Origin of the sequence: Sphingomonas sp. GC_Shp_5, assembly GCF_026540855.1 — a bacterium.
Lineage (GTDB): Bacteria > Pseudomonadota > Alphaproteobacteria > Sphingomonadales > Sphingomonadaceae > Sphingomonas.
Genome location: NZ_JALNUP010000025.1, coordinates 1 through 15,788, shown reverse-complemented (window position 1 = coordinate 15,788; position 15,788 = coordinate 1). Strand labels below are relative to the sequence as shown.

The 15,788-nt window shown below is 62.5% G+C and carries 13 protein-coding genes and 2 pseudogenes; 5 read left to right on the top strand and 10 right to left on the bottom strand.

Going from position 1 to position 15,788, the window contains the following annotated elements:
• The first annotated feature begins 2 nt into the window (after nt 1-2).
• The 4 genes from OXR60_RS16645 to OXR60_RS16630 all read left to right on the top strand — a co-directional run bounded on the left by OXR60_RS16645 (nt 3) and on the right by OXR60_RS16630 (nt 2,455).
• Nucleotides 3-803, top strand: a complete 801-nt coding sequence (locus OXR60_RS16645; protein WP_267397074.1) for a type 1 glutamine amidotransferase domain-containing protein — start codon at nt 3-5, stop codon at nt 801-803.
• Nucleotides 800-1,171, top strand: coding sequence for a putative quinol monooxygenase (locus OXR60_RS16640; protein ID WP_267397073.1), 372 nt, complete (start codon nt 800-802; stop codon nt 1,169-1,171). Before OXR60_RS16645 ends, OXR60_RS16640 begins: the two co-directional genes overlap by 4 nt.
• 29 nt (nt 1,172-1,200) lie before the next feature.
• Nucleotides 1,201-1,959 (top strand): alpha/beta hydrolase, encoded by a 759-nt coding sequence (locus tag OXR60_RS16635; protein WP_267397072.1) that lies wholly within the window; start codon nt 1,201-1,203, stop codon nt 1,957-1,959.
• Between the two features lie 73 nt (nt 1,960-2,032).
• A complete protein-coding gene (locus OXR60_RS16630) occupies nt 2,033-2,455 on the top strand; it encodes a heme-binding protein (RefSeq protein WP_267397071.1) in 423 nt (140 codons plus the stop codon).
• Between the two features lie 111 nt (nt 2,456-2,566).
• On the opposite strand, the gene OXR60_RS16625 is transcribed toward OXR60_RS16630, so the two are convergent.
• From OXR60_RS16625 to OXR60_RS16585, 9 genes and pseudogenes are all read right to left on the bottom strand, one after another.
• A complete protein-coding gene (locus OXR60_RS16625; RefSeq protein WP_267397070.1) occupies nt 2,567-3,601 on the bottom strand; it encodes an acetamidase/formamidase family protein in 1,035 nt (344 codons plus the stop codon).
• 277 nt (nt 3,602-3,878) lie between these two features.
• Complete coding sequence (locus OXR60_RS16620) at nt 3,879-6,773, bottom strand: TonB-dependent receptor (protein ID WP_267397069.1); 2,895 nt, start codon at nt 6,771-6,773, stop codon at nt 3,879-3,881.
• An 83-nt stretch (nt 6,774-6,856) separates the two neighbouring features.
• Complete coding sequence (locus tag OXR60_RS16615) at nt 6,857-8,437, bottom strand: DUF5597 domain-containing protein (RefSeq protein WP_267397068.1); 1,581 nt, start codon at nt 8,435-8,437, stop codon at nt 6,857-6,859.
• A complete protein-coding gene (locus OXR60_RS16610) occupies nt 8,434-10,074 on the bottom strand; it encodes a DUF885 family protein (RefSeq protein ID WP_267397067.1) in 1,641 nt (546 codons plus the stop codon). The genes OXR60_RS16615 and OXR60_RS16610 overlap by 4 nt, the downstream gene beginning before the upstream one ends.
• 608 nt (nt 10,075-10,682) lie before the next feature.
• Nucleotides 10,683-10,787, bottom strand: a pseudogene (locus tag OXR60_RS16605) (IS5/IS1182 family transposase); the annotation flags it as partial.
• Nucleotides 10,784-11,164, bottom strand: a pseudogene (locus tag OXR60_RS20040) (helix-turn-helix domain-containing protein); the annotation flags it as partial. The pseudogenes OXR60_RS20040 and OXR60_RS16605, both read right to left, overlap by 4 nt.
• A 240-nt stretch (nt 11,165-11,404) precedes the next feature.
• Entirely contained in the window at nt 11,405-11,785 is a 381-nt protein-coding gene (locus tag OXR60_RS16595; protein ID WP_267397065.1) for a response regulator, read from the bottom strand.
• Nucleotides 11,786-11,971: 186 nt separating this feature from the next.
• Nucleotides 11,972-12,307, bottom strand: coding sequence for a hypothetical protein (locus OXR60_RS16590; RefSeq protein ID WP_267397063.1), 336 nt, complete (start codon nt 12,305-12,307; stop codon nt 11,972-11,974).
• 263 nt (nt 12,308-12,570) lie between these two features.
• On the bottom strand, nt 12,571-13,515 hold the full coding sequence (locus OXR60_RS16585) for a GGDEF domain-containing protein (RefSeq protein WP_267397062.1): 945 nt from the start codon (nt 13,513-13,515) through the stop codon (nt 12,571-12,573).
• A 263-nt stretch (nt 13,516-13,778) separates the two neighbouring features.
• On the opposite strand from OXR60_RS16585, the gene OXR60_RS16580 reads away from it, so the two are divergent.
• Complete coding sequence (locus OXR60_RS16580; protein WP_267397061.1) at nt 13,779-15,056, top strand: HD-GYP domain-containing protein; 1,278 nt, start codon at nt 13,779-13,781, stop codon at nt 15,054-15,056.
• A 122-nt stretch (nt 15,057-15,178) separates the two neighbouring features.
• Here the strand turns inward: OXR60_RS16580 and OXR60_RS16575 are convergent.
• A partial coding sequence (locus tag OXR60_RS16575) for an EAL domain-containing protein (RefSeq protein WP_267397060.1) occupies nt 15,179-15,788 on the bottom strand: 610 nt, incomplete at its 5' end.

Below are 15,788 nucleotides of genomic sequence, written 5' to 3'. Positions count from 1 at the left end.
AGATGACCAAGGCAAAGCTACTCGTGCTCGGCTCCAACGCGACCCGGATCGAGTTGAAGGACGGCGGCTCGGCCGCGATCGGCCAGTATCTCAACGAGACGGTGGTACCCTCGATGGCGCTGATCAACGCCGGGTACGAAGTCGTGCTCGCCACGCCGGACGGCACCAAACCGCACATCGATGAGGTCTCCGATGCCGCGCAGCACTTCGGTAACGACGAGGCGGCCCATCTCCGGGCTAGGCACTTCTACGATAATGATGCCTCGATGAACCAGGTGCGCACGCTGGGCTCGGTCATCGACGAAGGGCTGGACGGCTTTGCGGGCGTGTTCGTGCCTGGCGGCCATGCCCCGGTCGTCGACCTGATGCAGGACGCGGACGTCGGCACGATCCTGCGCCACTTCCACGCGGCCGCGAAACCGACCGCGCTGCTGTGCCACGGCCCCGTCGCACTGGTCGCCGCCCTGCCGCACGCTCGCGAGTTCCGTGCCGCGTTGGTTGCCGGGAAGACCGAAGCGGCGACTGAGCTGGCCAAGGACTGGATCTATGCCGGCTACCGCACTACCGTGTTCTCGACCACCGAGGAGCAGTGGGCCGAGAACAACCTCTTCCATGCGCACCTGCCCTTCTACATGCCCGACGCGTTGCGGCTGGCGGGCGCCGAGGTGACAACCGGCGCGGCCGACTGGGCGCCTAACGTGGTAATCGACCGCGAGCTGATCACCGGCCAGAACATGGCCTCCGATCACCCGGTCGCGGCAGCGCTGATCGAGGCGCTCGACCGCTCGCTGAAGAACGCATGAGCACGCGCATGACCGGCGGGGTGCTCGGTGCGCGCCCTGCATTGCGCACCAACCCGACAAGGAACAGCAGCATGACCAATCACGTCAAGATCGTCGCTATCCTGTCCGCACGGCCCGGCAAGGTTGCGGAACTGCGAGCACTGCTCGACGGCATGACCACGCCCAGCCGGTCCGAACCGGGCAACCTGCGCTACGACCTCTGGCAGGACCAGACCGATCCGACACGCTTTGCGCTCGATGAACTGTACGTCGATAGCGACGCGGTCGTTGCGCATCGAACGTCCGCCCACTTCCAGAACTACCTGGCGGCGATCGCCGACCTCGCCGAGCGCACTGCCGTGACACTTGATCCCGCCTCCGTGGCCTGACCTCACCCGCAATCCCCAGGAGACTTCCCATGATCCGTACCGCATCCGCCCTGCTCGCTCTCGCGATGACCGCCGCGCCGGTCCTGCCGGCCAAGGCTGCCGAGAAGGGACTCTCCGTGGTCCTCGTCCATGGCGCCTTCGTCGACGCTTCGGGCTGGCGCTCCGTCTACGACAGGCTGACCAAGGACGGCTATGAAGTGCTTGTTGTCCAGAATCCCACCGTGACGCTGAAGGACGACGTCGCCGCGACCGAGCATGCTATCGCGGCGGCTCGACATCCCGTGATCCTGGTGGGCCATTCCTATGGTGGTTCGGTTATCACGGAAGCTGGCAACGATCGCAAGGTCCGTAGCCTCGTGTACCTCGCTGCATTTGCTCCCGATGCGGGCGAATCCGTCGCTAAGCTTGCCGCAACGCCGGTGCCGGGCGAACCGAGCGCGCCGCTTCTCCCTCCCAAAGACGGGTTCCTGATCGTCGATCCTGCTAAGTTCGCAACGGCGTTCGCGTCCGATGTTGATGCCGGAACGACGGCGTTCATGGCTAGGTCGCAGGTGCCCTGGGGGCTGAATGCCGTCGCCGGCGTCATCACCAGCCCCGCTTGGAAGACAAAGCCCAGCTACTTCCTGGTCACCACGCAGAATCACATGGTGCCGCCGACTGCCCAGCGCGTCATGGCCAAGCGCGCGCATGCGAAGACAGAGGAGATCGCGAGCAGTCACGCAGTGATGATGTCGCATCCCGACGAGGTCGCTGTCTTCATCGAGACGGCGGACGGTTCGTCACGCTGACCCGAAACGCCGGGCCCGACGCCGCAAGTCGGGATGCAAGACCTGCGGCGCGGCCCTTGGCCAGAGGCGCACCATGTCCATGCACCATTCCGCCCCTGGACCAAGCCGATGCGCAGCAAATGATCCGCGCGGCCGAGGCGAAGCGGACGCTATCAAAGTCGCCTATTGCTTCGCCGTGGTCCATGCCGGCGGCCATCGGCTTGCGTTCGCTCGCCAGGATGAAGCCTTGCTGGGGTGCATCAATCTCGCGATCAACAAGGCGCGCACCGCTCGGCTGTTCAACAAACGTACCGACGCCCTCGGCTGCATGGCCCACCCTGGGGCCGAACTGTACGGCATCGAGGAGAGCAATCGCGGCGACGTCACTCTGATCGGCGGTGGTCTGCCCGTCCTGTGCGACGGGGCCGTGATCGGAGCCATCGGCACCAGCGCAGGAACTGTCGCGCAGGATGTCGCAATCACCAAACGAGACTGGCCGCCCTTAAACCCAGCCTAGCGAGAGTGACCCATAGTTGGGCATTCAGCTGTCGGCGGCAGAGGCCCAAAAGCACGCTTTCGTTCACCCCATTGATATGGCTGCTGCGTTCGATATCCTCGGTAAGGTCTGTCAGCGCTTGGTGAATACCCGCTTGGGCAGCACGACGTGAACGCCCTTGCTCCGGTCCACTAACTCGGTCACGTCCACATCACCTGCCGTGCTCACGAGCATGTACGCGTCGTCGCGTGACATGCCCTTCGCCGCAACAAGAAAGGCGATCATGTTTCTCACCGCCTTGCGCGCGGCGTTGGAAAGATCCTCGTCATATCCCATCGCCACATAGGCGTCTGGAGTCTCGGCACGCGGATATGGCGCCTCGACGGCGGCACCCTCTCCCTTTTTGTGCAGCACGAGCTGAAACGTGCCTGTAAGCGAGGTTTCCAGCGCAGTGATGTCCACTTCACCATTGCCCTGTGCCGCGTGTCCATCGCCCACCTCAAGCAGCGCCCCGGGCGCGTGAACAGGCAGGAACAGCGTCGTTCCGGCGACGAGCATGCGGTTGTCCATGTTGCCACCGTGGATCGCGGGCGCAGTTGTATCGTAGCGGCCGAAGGCGACCGGTGGAGCGACACCGATCGAACCGAAAAACGGGTGCAGAGGCACCTCTACGCCGGGCGCCAGCGCCCCCGTCATCAGCCGCCGATCGAGCGGTACGATCTTGATCCGACGATAGGGGAAGTCGTCGGAAAGGAAGCCGGTAGTCGGCCCGAAAGCATTGTAAGCATAAGGAATGGCTAGATCGATTTTGAGGATTCGAACCTCCAGTGTGTCGCCCGGCTGGGCGCCCTCTATGGCGATCGGGCCGGTGAGGATGTGCCCCCCCGGCCCCCTCGCCGATGCAGGCACGCCGTCGAACACCGCACGCAGCGATGGTTCTACCTGATCGGCTGGCAGCCCTGCGCCTTCCAGACCCTTAGGGCTATTGGTCAGCAAGGTATGCACCACCACCGTATCACCCGAGCGGACCGTCAGGGCCGGTGCCGCCGACGCATCATAATGGCCCCATGCGACGGTCGCCGGCGTCGCAGGCAGCTCATATTGCTTTGCGACCGACATGCTTGACGCAGCGAGCAATGTCGCCGCCAGTTTCCACGTGTGGCTCATCCCATTCCCCATCGCCTTGCAGCGGCACAGCGTAGCGAGCGCGCGAGCACGAGCAACCAAAAGCCGCCAACACATCAATCCTCCGGAGATGACGCGGACCCAGAGCTAGTCATCGTCGCCTGACCGCATCGATGCCAACAGCGACTTTGCAGAGGTTGGATGAGCTTTGGTCCAATCTTCGGTTGAGCTTTTCGCCCGGATTTGCGTCGCCCGTACTCCTCGCATGGGAGCTGAAAACTGCTGCTCCTGTAGTTTGGAGCAGCAGCTTGGCTTATTATCAGAACCGTGCGGACAGGCGCGCATAGCCGAACTGGTCGGGCATGTCGTAGGTCGTGGGATCGAAGCCGCCGCAGCTCAGGCAGTCGGGCGCCTGTTTGCCGAACAGATTGTTCACGCCCAGCGTGAGAGTGAAGCGGCGGTCCCAGGCGCTCGGAGACCAGCCAACCTGAACATCGGTGTAGAAGGTGTTGCCCATGACGTGATCATCATAACCCGGCTCGGTCACCTTGCTGATGAAGCGCCCCGTTACCGATGCCTGGATGCTTGGGCTCGACCAGTCCAGCACGATGTTGCCCTTGTAGCGCGGATACGCTTGCGAGCCACGCTCCAGCCCCTTTTCGCTGACGGTGGTGGTTCCGCCTGCCGACGGCAGCGTCGTCGAATATTCGAGAAGGATGTTGCTCGACCACGCGAGGCCGAAACTGCCCCCGGCAACATCCGGGCTACGATACGACAGGATGATGTCGATCCCCTCGCTTTTCAGCGAGGCGATGTTCTGCAGCACGCCATTGATCTGGGTGATCGCGCCCGACGCAGTGCGGGGGATGGAGGCGCAGGCGGTGGCGTCGGCGAGGCCGGTGCAATTTGCCAGCAGCACCGCCGCATCGATCGAGGCGATTGCATTGTCCACCTTGATCGTGTAATAGTCCGCCTCGAGGCTGAGCGCTCGTGCCCAGCCGCTGTTGGTCGCCCAGCCAGGGCTATATACGCCCCCCAGCACCCAGCTTTCCGACGTCTCCGCCTTCAGCTGGCGGTTGCCACCGGTGATGATGCCGATTTGGCCGTTTGCCTGCACGTACGTGCCGTTGGCAGGAACCCCTTGAGCGACGCAGTTCTGGACGACGGTCTGCGACACGCCCGAGTTGAGGAAATCGGAGCACGGGTCCTGCACGCCACCGTCGAAGCGCGATGGCGAGCCGAACAGCTCGCCGATGCTCGGGGCGCGGAAGCCCTGCGCCCAGGTGCCGCGCAGCCGCAGATCTTCGACCGGTTTCCAGCTCAGCCCGCCCTTGAGCGTCGTCTTGCTGCCGCTGGTCGAGTAGTTCGAATAGCGTGCAGCGAAGGAGGCTTCGAGCAGCGAAAAGAACGGCACGTTGCGCAACAGCGGCGCGTTGAGTTCGCCGTAGACCTCGTGCACGTCGAACGAGCCTTGCGACGGCTGCGCCGGGATGTCCGAGCCGAGCCCGGCGGCGACGATGGGATCGGGATCGAACGAACCGGCGTTGCGGCGATACTCATAACCTACGGCGGTGCCGAGCGGGCCGCCGGGAAGGTTGAACAGATTGCCCGACAGGTTGAGGGTCGCATCGACCATCGACTGTTCCGAGCGATCGCGCTGAACGAAGGTCACGTAATCGATCATCGCCTGGGTGATCGAGCCCTCGCCACCGAAGATGTTGAACGGCACGCAGTCGCCGGTGCAGTTTGCCACCGGGCCCAGTGCCTGAGCAAGACGCCCGGCGTTGACGTTGCGGCTCATCGACTGCTTGGCATGGTTTTCGGCATAGATGGCCGTCGCATCCCAATACCAGGTGCCGTTACCAATCTTGAACTTCCCGTCGAATCCACCGTTCATGTACATGGTGTCGACGCTCTGCGAGAAATGGCGCGGCCCCGCTTCGAGGAAGCGTCGCCCAATATAGGTGTAGTTCGCCGGCGTACCGTTGTTGCCAGCGCTCAAGGTTACGCCGAACGGGTTGTAGGGATTGGTTGCATCAATTGAGATCGTATCGAGCAGGTTGCCGTTGCCGGCATCGGGGCCGACGAACAGCGGAATGGGCGCCGCCTGATTGTCGGACGTGCGGCGATTGTAGATCAATTTGGTCGAGAAGTTGACGTCGTTGCCGAGCGCCTGCTTGAAGTTGAGAAAGGCACCGTAGCGCTGATAGGGCGTCACCAGATAGTTCACCGGCCGGAAGTTGTAGCGATCGGCATTGGTGAAGGTTTTGAAATCGCTGGTGGCGCCGGTCGGATCGAGGGGATCGAACACCGGACGCCCGGTGACCGGCGCCTTCAGCGTTAGGTTGAGCGCTTCGCCGGTGAGCGGATTGGTGACGATGAAGCGGCCGTTGGCGCTGCCCGAGCTACAATTGCTATCGCACGCCGTCTGCCCCGGCGTCGGATAGGCGTAGTGCGCGCGGTCGCCGGCAAAGACGCTGCCCTGCTTGACGTAATTGCCGCCGAACACGATCGAGGTGCCGGTGCCCTTGTCCTCGGTGCCCCAGCTCAGCTGGTAATTCTGGGTGACGCCATCGCCCTTGTCGAAGGCGCCGCCCTGCGCACTCGCCATGAAGCCGTTCTGCCGCTTTTTGGTAATGATGTTGACCACGCCGGCGATCGCATCGGAACCGTAGGTGGTGGAAGCGCCATCGCGCAGCACCTCGACGCGCTCGATCATCGCTTCGGGGATCGCGTTAAGGTCGACGGCGCCGGGAATGCCGCTCGCCGCGCTGCCGTTGATGAAGCGCTGACCATCGAGCAGGACGAGGGTGCGGCGACTGCTGAGATAGCGCAGGTCGATTTCCGCCGAGCCCGCGCCCACGCCGCCGCCGTCCGGCGGGTTGCCGTTGTTGCCTGATCGGTTGAAGCGGGAGTTGAGGCCGCCGGCGCTGCCTGGCAGGCGCTGCAGCACGTCGGCGATCGAGGACAGGCCGGTGCGGTCGATGTCCGCGCGGTCGATACCGGTGACCGGCGCCGCCTGGTCGAGCGGGTTGCGGCGGATGCGCGATCCGGTGACGACGATTTCCTCATCGCCGCTGGTGGCAGTTGCGGCAGGTTCTGCGGCGGTTTGGGCGTGCGCCCGTCCCACCACGCCGCCGGCGAGGATCAGCGCCATCAGGCCCGTGCCCGCGTGCAGACGAAGACGCGATGCGAGGCTTCGTTGTCCGGTCATCATTAACCCCCTTGTTGTTGTGCTCCCTGTCTTTCAGGCGTCCTCTGGTCGTTTCTGTTTTTGTTCGTGGTCGGCGCGACGGCTCAGTAGGATCCGAGGTCGATCCGGATCATGCGGGCCGCACCGGTGAAGTTGATGCCGTAGTCAGTCTCGTCACCGTTCAGCCAGCGCGTGGGCCGCCATTGGCCGCCGACGTAACTGCCTTCCTCGACGCGCAGCAGCTGGCCGTGCCGGCCATCGCCCGTGACGCGCTCCAGCTCGATGCGGGCATCGATCCCGGTGAGCAGCACGCTGGTGTCGGACAGGCGGATCACCATGGCGCGGCCGGATTGTGCCGGCGAATTGCCGAGCAGCGCCGGCGTGTCGCCCCAGGGCGGCGGTCCGAACGCGATATTGGCGCGCCAACCCTGGCCAAGATCGAGCCGCTGCTTGGCGGCGCCGGGTTCCTCCACTGCGGCGAACAGCCGGCCGTCCAGCGCGGCCTGCCCAATCAGCGAACGGATGGGATCGAGCGCGGCGAAATTGGCGCGATGCGCGGCGACCGCGGCATCGTGCTCGGCCGAGGACGCGTTGTCGATGCCGAATACCGAGAAGCCGATCCCGCCGCGCGCCAGCACGTAATAAAGGAACGGCGCGGTCTTGGTGTTGAACCCGGTCTCGGACACCCAGGACGGATTGTCGGCGCGGGCGTATTGATCGAGCACTTTGCGATACTCGCCGGCATCGTCGGCATAGATATCGGTGCCGATGAAATCCACCGACGGACTGGCCGCGCGCCACACGTCGAACATCGTCCAGACCGCGCCACCACTGGGATAGTCGATCCCGGGATACTTCTTGTCCTTGTAGCGCAGCCAGGTGTTGACGTAGATCGGCAACGGATAGACTGCCTTGCCGGCAGCGGCGACGGCATCGATGAAATGGGCGGTGGCATAGGCCGCAAACGCCTCGTCGGCATCGGGGCCGAACACGGCACGCCAGTCGCCCGGCTTGCGCCCGGTGCGCGCGAGCACCGCAGCCGGGACCGGTCCGGCGAATTCCGCCTGCGCCGCCGCGCCGAAATCACGCACCGAGCCGATCGACCCCGGCTCATTCTCCACCTGCATGAGGATGACGGTGTGGCGATCGCCATCGACCTTCTTGAGGTGGGCGAGCAGCGCGGCGAATGCACGCTTGTCCGCCTCCAGCGTCGCCGGAGCGTGCGGAGACATCACGTCGATCGGCTGGCCGCGCGCATCGGTCATGCGCGGATAGGTTGCCGGATCGCTTTTTATCCAGCCCGGCACATAGTGCATCTGGCCGTTCTTCCAGGTGCCGAACCAGAGCAGCGCGAGCCGCTTGCCGGTAGCTCGCGCCTTGGCGATCAGCGCATCGACATTGGTGGTGTCGAACTGGCCGGGCTGCGGCTCGAACTGCTCCCAATAAACCGGCGCCTCGATCGTGTTCGGCGCCAGTGCATCGGCTGCCGCCCAGGCGTCGTCGAGTACCGCAGGCCAGGCGCTGCTGTTGTGCAACTGCGCGGCCAGGATGAAGAACGGCTTGCCGTCGACCATCATGACGTGGCGGCCCTGCTTGGTGACGAGGCGTGGCATCTCCTGCGCCGGCGCCGGCGCGGCGAGGACCAGGCTGAATGTCATGAGGCCGAGGCTGACGCACCATTTCATCGCGGATCCTCCAGCATTTCGTCTTCGATCAATGCGGTCGGGATCACGCCGGCGGCGAGGAAGCGGGCGAAGACGTCGCGCATGTCCAGCGTGGCGCCCCTGCGATCGGCGCGTTCCGACAGGCGGGCGACGAGATGATCGAACTGCAGCTTGCCGATCACATAGCTCGTCCCGTAGCCGGGTTGGCGCAGGTAGAGGAGCTGTTCAAACCCGACCAGCGCACTAGTTGGATCCGACCAGCCACGCGGCGTCCAGCGGGCGTGGAAGCGGCCGGCTTGTTCCAGGTCCCATTCGTTGGCCTGCACGTGCAGCGAGGCAAGGCCCCGCGCGGCGCGATTGGCCAGCATGATGTAGACGATCTCGCGCCCACGCGGCACATCGTCATAGAGGCCGGCGTGCATCGCCAGCTCCTCCAGCGCGGTGGCGAACCCCTCGGCTCGGCCATCATAGATGTTGGAGAGCGATGGCGAACGGCGAACAGGATCGGGGTTAGGCTGCTCGCGCATCCGGGCCAGCTCGATCCAATGATAGAAATGTGAATAGAGCGGCATCGGATCAAGCGCGACGCCGTGACCGAAGAAGTCGCGTTTGTCGGGCGCTGCATAGGGCAGCAGCCGGGCGGCCAGCGCGGCGCGATAGGCCGGCCGCTCGTCCATCAGCCGCGTCGCCACGAGGAAATCGCCAAACCGCCGGAGCCGCTCGTTCGACCAGGCCAGGAAGGCCGCCGGATCATCACGCTGCGGCAACGGCGGCAAGGCACGATTATGGAGTTCCTCCAAGCGCAGGCCGGCGATCGCGCGATCAAGCTCGCGCTGCAGCAACGTCACCTGCTGATCCCAGCCATAGGGCACCAGATGGACGTTATGCGCATACCAGTCATAGTCGGCTTTGCCGACGCCCGAAGGCCCCGTCTTGTCCCGCGCCTGATCGGCCACCCAATCACGAAAGCGATCCGTTGCCGCCTTTGCCTGGCGCACGGCGTCACGCAGCTGGGGCGACGTGCCAGCAAGCGTGGCGAGTGGCTCGCCGTCCAGCGTGCGCATGCGCAACGTGCCGGCATCAAGGGCCGCCAGCGTATCCGCCTGGTCCTGCAATGCCCGGCCCGCGTAGCGCCACAAGTCGCGCGCATTGCCGTCCCGCAGATTGCCGCGCGCCTGTTCGAGCAGCGGCGGCACCGTCCGCAATTGGCGCGTCAACGCTGCGGCATCGGCCTTAGACAAAGGAAACTGGTAGCGGAACAGGTCGATCGCCGGCGCGGTGGTGCCTTCATGCGCGGGCACATCGCTCATTTCAGCCCAAACGTTGGCATAGAAGCCGGGATCACGCGCCCACGGACGCAGCACGCGCACGTCGAAGTCGAGCCCGTTCATCTCGGCCTCGATGAGCCTTGCATCGGTTCGCCTCGGCGCCGTCCAACCTGACCGATCCAGCGCAGCCAGCCGCGCGCGCATCCGGGCAAGACGCGCCCTGGTACGGTCAATCGCGGGCGGGGTGAAGTCGGGAACGCCGCGCACCGTCTCCGGCGCCGCCGCTTGACGCCATTGTGCAAACAGCGGGACGAGATCCCCTTGCGTCGAAGCAACGGCTTGAAAATTCGTGATCGCGGTAACGGCCAGTAAGAGTGCCGCTCGCCGCATAAGTTCCCCCTCCCCAACCGGTGACACGAACCGTCACTTCGTGTAACGTATACGAAACAAGGTGGGTGTAAAGCGGCCGTTTATGCACGTCCAAGCTCACAATCGGTTGCGGCGGCAAAAGCTCACGACACGGCGTCGGACGATGGCGTTTTACCAATTGCTAACAACACGATGGGCATGGGTAACTAGCCCCCTCGTCTGCCGCTCGGAAGCCGGCGAGCCATCCAGCATGGGACAACTTTGCCCGTAGCTGCTCAGCAGGGCGCTGCCTCGCAGCTCCGATGGCGCTTGTCGGCCTCGCTCACACGCGGACGTTCAGGCTGGCGATCCGCATTCCCGATAACGGCCATTCGTTCAGCGCGATCTTTCCCGTTTCTTCGTCTCCAAAGGATCATTTCAAGAAAGAGCAATCGGGAACAGATTTTGGGAAAGCAGGTGCCCCGGACGGCTGCCGGCGTGATCGCCTGGGCGACTGTCCCGCCACAGGTTCCCAAACGGGAAGGCGTGGCGTGCAGGTCGATCGCACCCGCCACCCCACTGTTGAGGTACTAGGCGGCGTGGACAAATTTGAGCCAGTGTCTGGCGGTGGCGAGGTGGGCCATGCCAAGGAAGCTGCTGGTCAGTTGGTCGTAGCGGGTGGCGATGGCACGGTTGATCTTGAGGTGGCCAAACATGCGCTCAATGCGGTTGCGCTGATTGTAGGGCGGCAGATCGCCTGTGGTAGTGCGAGCGACGTGTTGAGCGCGGAGGGCGCACCGAGGAAGACCATGTAGCCCGCGATCACACGCGAGTGATCGTCCAGCACCGTCGTCAGCCACGGTCGCGCCTTGAGCAGCGCCATGCCCTCAATCAGTTCGACCAGTTCTTTCGGAAAGGTGCGCTTGCCGGCTTCCGGTCGGATCGGACGCGCCAGCCCTTCTGGACCGTCGGCACGGTAGCGGGCGAGCCAGCGGCGGGCGGTGCGTGCTGATATGCCGGCGTCGGTCGCGGCCTCGCTCAGCGGCACCGCATGATGGAGGTGCCGGCGAAGCACGGCCATTCGTTTCGCGACTTCGGCACTTCCCGGTTCCGGCTTTCCATCATCAGTCATGGTGATCTACCCCGTCCGCAAGGGGATGGCTGGAGCGGCATGCGGCATCACTGCTGTTGTATTAATGACGCGCGCCAAGCAGACTAGCCACCACTCCCCACCGTTCGGCATGCGCTGACGGCTGCGTGCAAATTACCGCTGATATCTACACAAGGATACACGAACGCCCAAAGCTATGTCGCGAAACTTAGCCTAAGGATCAGACCAACGATCTCGGGATCAGCCAAAACCAGTCATGATTCAGCGAGGCCTACCGCGTACGGTCGATGCTCTCCTCAGTAGGACCTCAACGCGGGTGGCCAATTCCTCAGGGTTGAAAGGCTTGTTGATGTAGTCGTCGACCCCGTCGTGTTCCGCACGCGCGGGAAGAAGATTTCCTCGCTTGCCTGTCAGCATCATGATTGGCACATCAGCCAAGGCCGGTGTGTTCCGCAGTGTCCTGAGGACATCCATCCCTGATCGACCAGGAAGGGCATAGTCCAGTATGATGAGATCGGGGGCACTGGCTAATGCGGCATCTATCGCTTCATCTCCATGGTAGACGGCGCTTACCATGTGGCCAGCTTGTTCGAGTAGGTCTGTAACGATCTCCGCCAAGACTTCGTCGTCATCGACGATCAAGATCCGAGCCATGAACGAAGTCTCCAGTTAATAGACGCGGATCACACTGATAGCGCGCCGCTGGGATGTTAACGTCCGACCAGTTAAAAATGGTGCGTCTTGCGTATGTGAAAGGCGCAGAATTTGTGGCGTCTAAGCCACTACGCGGTCAACGGCTTCAAGGCTTTTCCATGCATCGAGTAAGAGCTAGGCTTCCGATCTACCGAGGCCTCGCCGATTAAATTCGTCTCGGATTGCTTGCGCAAGCGCATCATTCTGCTCAGGAGGTAGCTGATCGTGCTCTGTCACAAGCTCGAAATCCGGCAGCATCCAAAGCCGGCTAGGATCAAGCCGATGGTCAGGTTGAAGTGATCTCATCCCCGAAGTAAATTGCCCATCATTGTTCATATCATTACGCTTCCACTCGATGTGCCCTGTCGAACTGGCGTGTGACACCGTCCACCACCAAGCCAAACAGGAATAACTTGCCTGTGCTCGGATTGTGAAGCCCAGGTAAAGGTTGATCTCGATGCGACGTTTCACCAGTGGTGCTGTGGTCACCACTGGTGCTGACGGAGGTCTCACGAACGGTTTGGCGGGTCACCTTCTTATGCTTGCTGGTGTGAGTGATCTCGGTCTTGGTGGCCACGCTGCCCGCGACGCCCGTACCATGGCCCACCTCGGTTTGCTGGACCGTCTGAGCAATTGTAGGCTACCGCAGATAAGCGCAACTCCGGCATTGACTCCCCGCCTGCTGAGCGGTTTACGAAGATGGCGCCCTCAGCGAGAGACGGGTAAACAACCGGCTACGGATCTACAGGCTCGCTGATCACCTGATCTCGGCCGTTGGCTTTGGCTCGATAAAGAAGAATGTCGGCTCTGTTGACCGCCACTTCGAATTTTCGGCCGTCGAGTACGGCTACGCCAGCGCTGAACGTGATGGTGCCGAGGAGCTCGCCGGTTTCGCTGACCTTGAGACTGCGCGTGCTGAGCTGAGTTCGAGCCCGGTTGACCATGGTCGCTGCGCTGTTCAAATCTACCCCGTTCATCAGGATGATGAACTCCTCTCCGCCCCACCGTGCTACGAGATGTGGGTGGCAGCTTTCGGCTAAAGACGAAGCTACCGCCTTCAGCACCCGGTCACCGATCGCGTGACCGTGCCGATCGTTGATAAGCTTGAAATGGTCGATGTCGCAAAGTGCCACGACCGAATGCTGACGACCGCTGAGGCCCAACACTTCGCTTTCAACTCCACGGCGATTGTGCAGCCCGGTTAGGGCGTCGCGGCTGGCATCGCCTTTTGCCGCCTCCACCTCCTGACGAAGCGTCTCTATTTGGCGGCTGGCTTCGACGAGGGCCTGCTCGGTGTCCCGGCTGCGTTCAATCATAGCGCTGACGATTGCGGCTACATTGACGCCTTCAACGCCCATTTCGTCGAGGCCGCCCGCCAGGTCGCGACCAAACTGGCCTGTCGCAGCCTTTGCCAAGGCGGCAAGATCAGCCAACTCCCGTGTATGGTCGCGCATGCGCGAGCGCTCATCGTCCGGCGCACTATCGTTCGTCTGCCTAAGAACCGCCAGCAACTCAGTTGCCTTTGCTTGACTGAGCTGATCCCCGGTCATGGTCACCGCATCTATGGCACGGGCGACAAGGGTTTGGCGATCGCTCCGATAGCAATAGGCGAGCTCATAATTGGCCGGGGTCGGCGTCAGTCCCTGCTCGGTCAGGAAGGTCAGCACGTCCAGCCCCATGCGGGCCGGTTCCTTGGTCGCCCTCGGTTTGGCAACATGGCGGCTTTGTTGAAACAAGGATCACCTCGGAATTGTAATGCGGCGGCCCTAACGGAGGTTTCTAAACGGGGTGTTGCCACGATCATCCGCATCGCGGCGTATCGTCGGGCGGGCGGCAACGGACTGACAATTTCCCTCGTTATATAAACCATTTGGAAGGCTGTAGGGCGGCATTGCTGTGCCTGTAAGACCCGGGAGGGGCAGTACAGGGTCAGGAGCTAAGCATGTCCATCCGCATCAAGCCCGAGCAGGCTGAGCTAGGCATGTACGTGGATGGTTTTCCCGGAAGCTGGCTTTCGCACCCGTTCTGGCGGGCCCATTTCGTGATCAAATCAGATGACGATCTCCTCCGAATACGAGGCGGCGGCACTGACATTTTTATTGATCCTGAAAAAGGTGCACCCGTGGCGCTGCAGAAGGAAGTGCAGCCGGACCGCCCGATTGTTGAACCCAAGAAAGTGTCTGCACTACAGGCTAGATTGGCCGCGCCCTCGGCGCGTGGGCAGTCAAAGCGGTTGCCTAAAAGAGCTATCGCGCCGCCTGCATTCGGAAAAGCCGATGAGTTTCGCGCAGCAGCGCTGGCAGAGCGATCTACCAGGGTGGTCAAAGATATATTTGACAACTGCCGGCTTGGGCGATCGATTCCGACTGCGCAGATTCTCGCAATTGTCCGCGACATCGCAGAGACCCTGGAGCAGAACAGCACGGCATTCGCCAGTGTCACCCGGCTTAAGGCTAAGGACGACTACACCTATACCCATTCGGTCGCGGTATGCGCGCTAATGATAAGTCTTGCACGTGAGCTCGGCCTATCTGCCGAGAGCGTTCGTGATCTCGGCGCTGCGGGCCTCCTTCATGACGTGGGCAAGCTCCAGATCGACGAGACCATCTTGCGAAAGCCTGGAGATCTCATCGCGGAAGAGCGCAGTCTGATCGCTAAGCACCCCGAGATCGGTCACGCCATGCTGCTGGCGGAGACAGGTGTACCTACCGCCGCGCTCGATGTCTGCCTGCATCACCACGAGCGCCTCGATGGGTCGGGGTATCCATTCGGCCTGCGCGAGGATAGCATTACCCAAGCCGCTCGTATGGCGGCGATCTGTGACGTTTACGATGCGATGACATCCCACCGGCCGTATCGGAAGGGAATGTCGCCGGTGGAGGCGCTGACCCAGATGGCAGCGATGCACGGCCACTTCGATCGGGATCTGCTATTCCGCTTTATGCGCAGTGTCGGCGTGTTTCCGGCTGGCAAGCTGATCCGGCTGCGCTCGAACCGGCTTGGGGTCATTATGCCGGCCGCTCAGCAGGGTTGCCGTCCTGTCGCTCGCGCGTTCTATGACACGGTCGAGACGTGTCTGATCGATTACGAGGATGCCGTGCTTAGCGACCGCCTCAATGACGATCAGGCGGTTTGCGCAGAAGACCCCGCCGTCTGGTTCGCCGACGACTGGGCAAGGATGTCGGCGCGGATTATTTCCGGTAATCGTCACACGAGCTAGCCGCTACTGACCAAGCAATTATGGGTTCTTAAGCCATAATGCAACCCTTCGGCTGAGCATCCTTGAAATGTACCCAGCAGCTGGTGTTTACGCGGTAAGTATCACTGTCATATATTCCCGGTCTAGGCGGCTAAGCCGGAGGCCTGCTCCGCCATGATATGGTCAAGATCGCTTGCAGACATGGGGCGGCCGTAAAGGTATCCCTGCCCCTCTGCGCAGCCCGAACGCTTCAACCATTCCTGTTGCTCTACAGTCTCAATGCCTTCGGCTGTGACGTCCAGGCGGAAGCTCTGACCCATCCGCAATATCGAGTCGACGACAACGGCATCCGGGCTCCCGGCCACCATGCCCTCAACAAAGGACTTGTCGACCTTCAATCGAGTAACAGGCAGCTCTTTCAGAACGCTGAGCGATGCATAGCCAGTACCAAAGTCATCAAGGGCAATGCCGATCCCCTGCTGTCGCAGCGCGCTCAAGGCTGTTTTGACCATGCTGCTGTTTTTGACCGCAATCGTTTCGGTGAGCTCGATCTCAATCAAATTGGCAGGCAGATTGTTCTCGCTCAGCTTTGCAGCGATACGCTCGGGCAAGCTTCCAGAACGGAATTGTGCTGCAAAGAGGTTTACCCCAACTCGTATCGGCGTACCCGCCCGCATCCACTGCGCGGCTTGGGCGATGGCAGTGCGTAGCACCCAGGTGCCTACTGCAGCGGCAAGGGGCATGCGATCGAGT

Bases quoted from the DNA above. Each gene is read 5' to 3' on its own strand.
- OXR60_RS16585 (WP_267397062.1), bottom strand. From the start codon at position 13,515: ATGGGGCTGGACGTGCTGACCTTCCTGACCGAGCAGGGACTGACGCCG.
- OXR60_RS16635 (WP_267397072.1), top strand. From the start codon at position 1,201: ATGATCCGTACCGCATCCGCCCTGCTCGCTCTCGCGATGACCGCCGCG.
- OXR60_RS16645 (WP_267397074.1), top strand. From the start codon at position 3: ATGACCAAGGCAAAGCTACTCGTGCTCGGCTCCAACGCGACCCGGATC.
- OXR60_RS16640 (WP_267397073.1), top strand. From the start codon at position 800: ATGAGCACGCGCATGACCGGCGGGGTGCTCGGTGCGCGCCCTGCATTG.
- OXR60_RS16615 (WP_267397068.1), bottom strand. From the start codon at position 8,437: ATGAAATGGTGCGTCAGCCTCGGCCTCATGACATTCAGCCTGGTCCTC.
- OXR60_RS16610 (WP_267397067.1), bottom strand. From the start codon at position 10,074: ATGCGGCGAGCGGCACTCTTACTGGCCGTTACCGCGATCACGAATTTT.
- OXR60_RS16625 (WP_267397070.1), bottom strand. From the start codon at position 3,601: ATGAGCCACACGTGGAAACTGGCGGCGACATTGCTCGCTGCGTCAAGC.
- OXR60_RS16580 (WP_267397061.1), top strand. From the start codon at position 13,779: ATGTCCATCCGCATCAAGCCCGAGCAGGCTGAGCTAGGCATGTACGTG.
- OXR60_RS16630 (WP_267397071.1), top strand. From the start codon at position 2,033: ATGTCCATGCACCATTCCGCCCCTGGACCAAGCCGATGCGCAGCAAAT.
- OXR60_RS16620 (WP_267397069.1), bottom strand. From the start codon at position 6,773: ATGACCGGACAACGAAGCCTCGCATCGCGTCTTCGTCTGCACGCGGGC.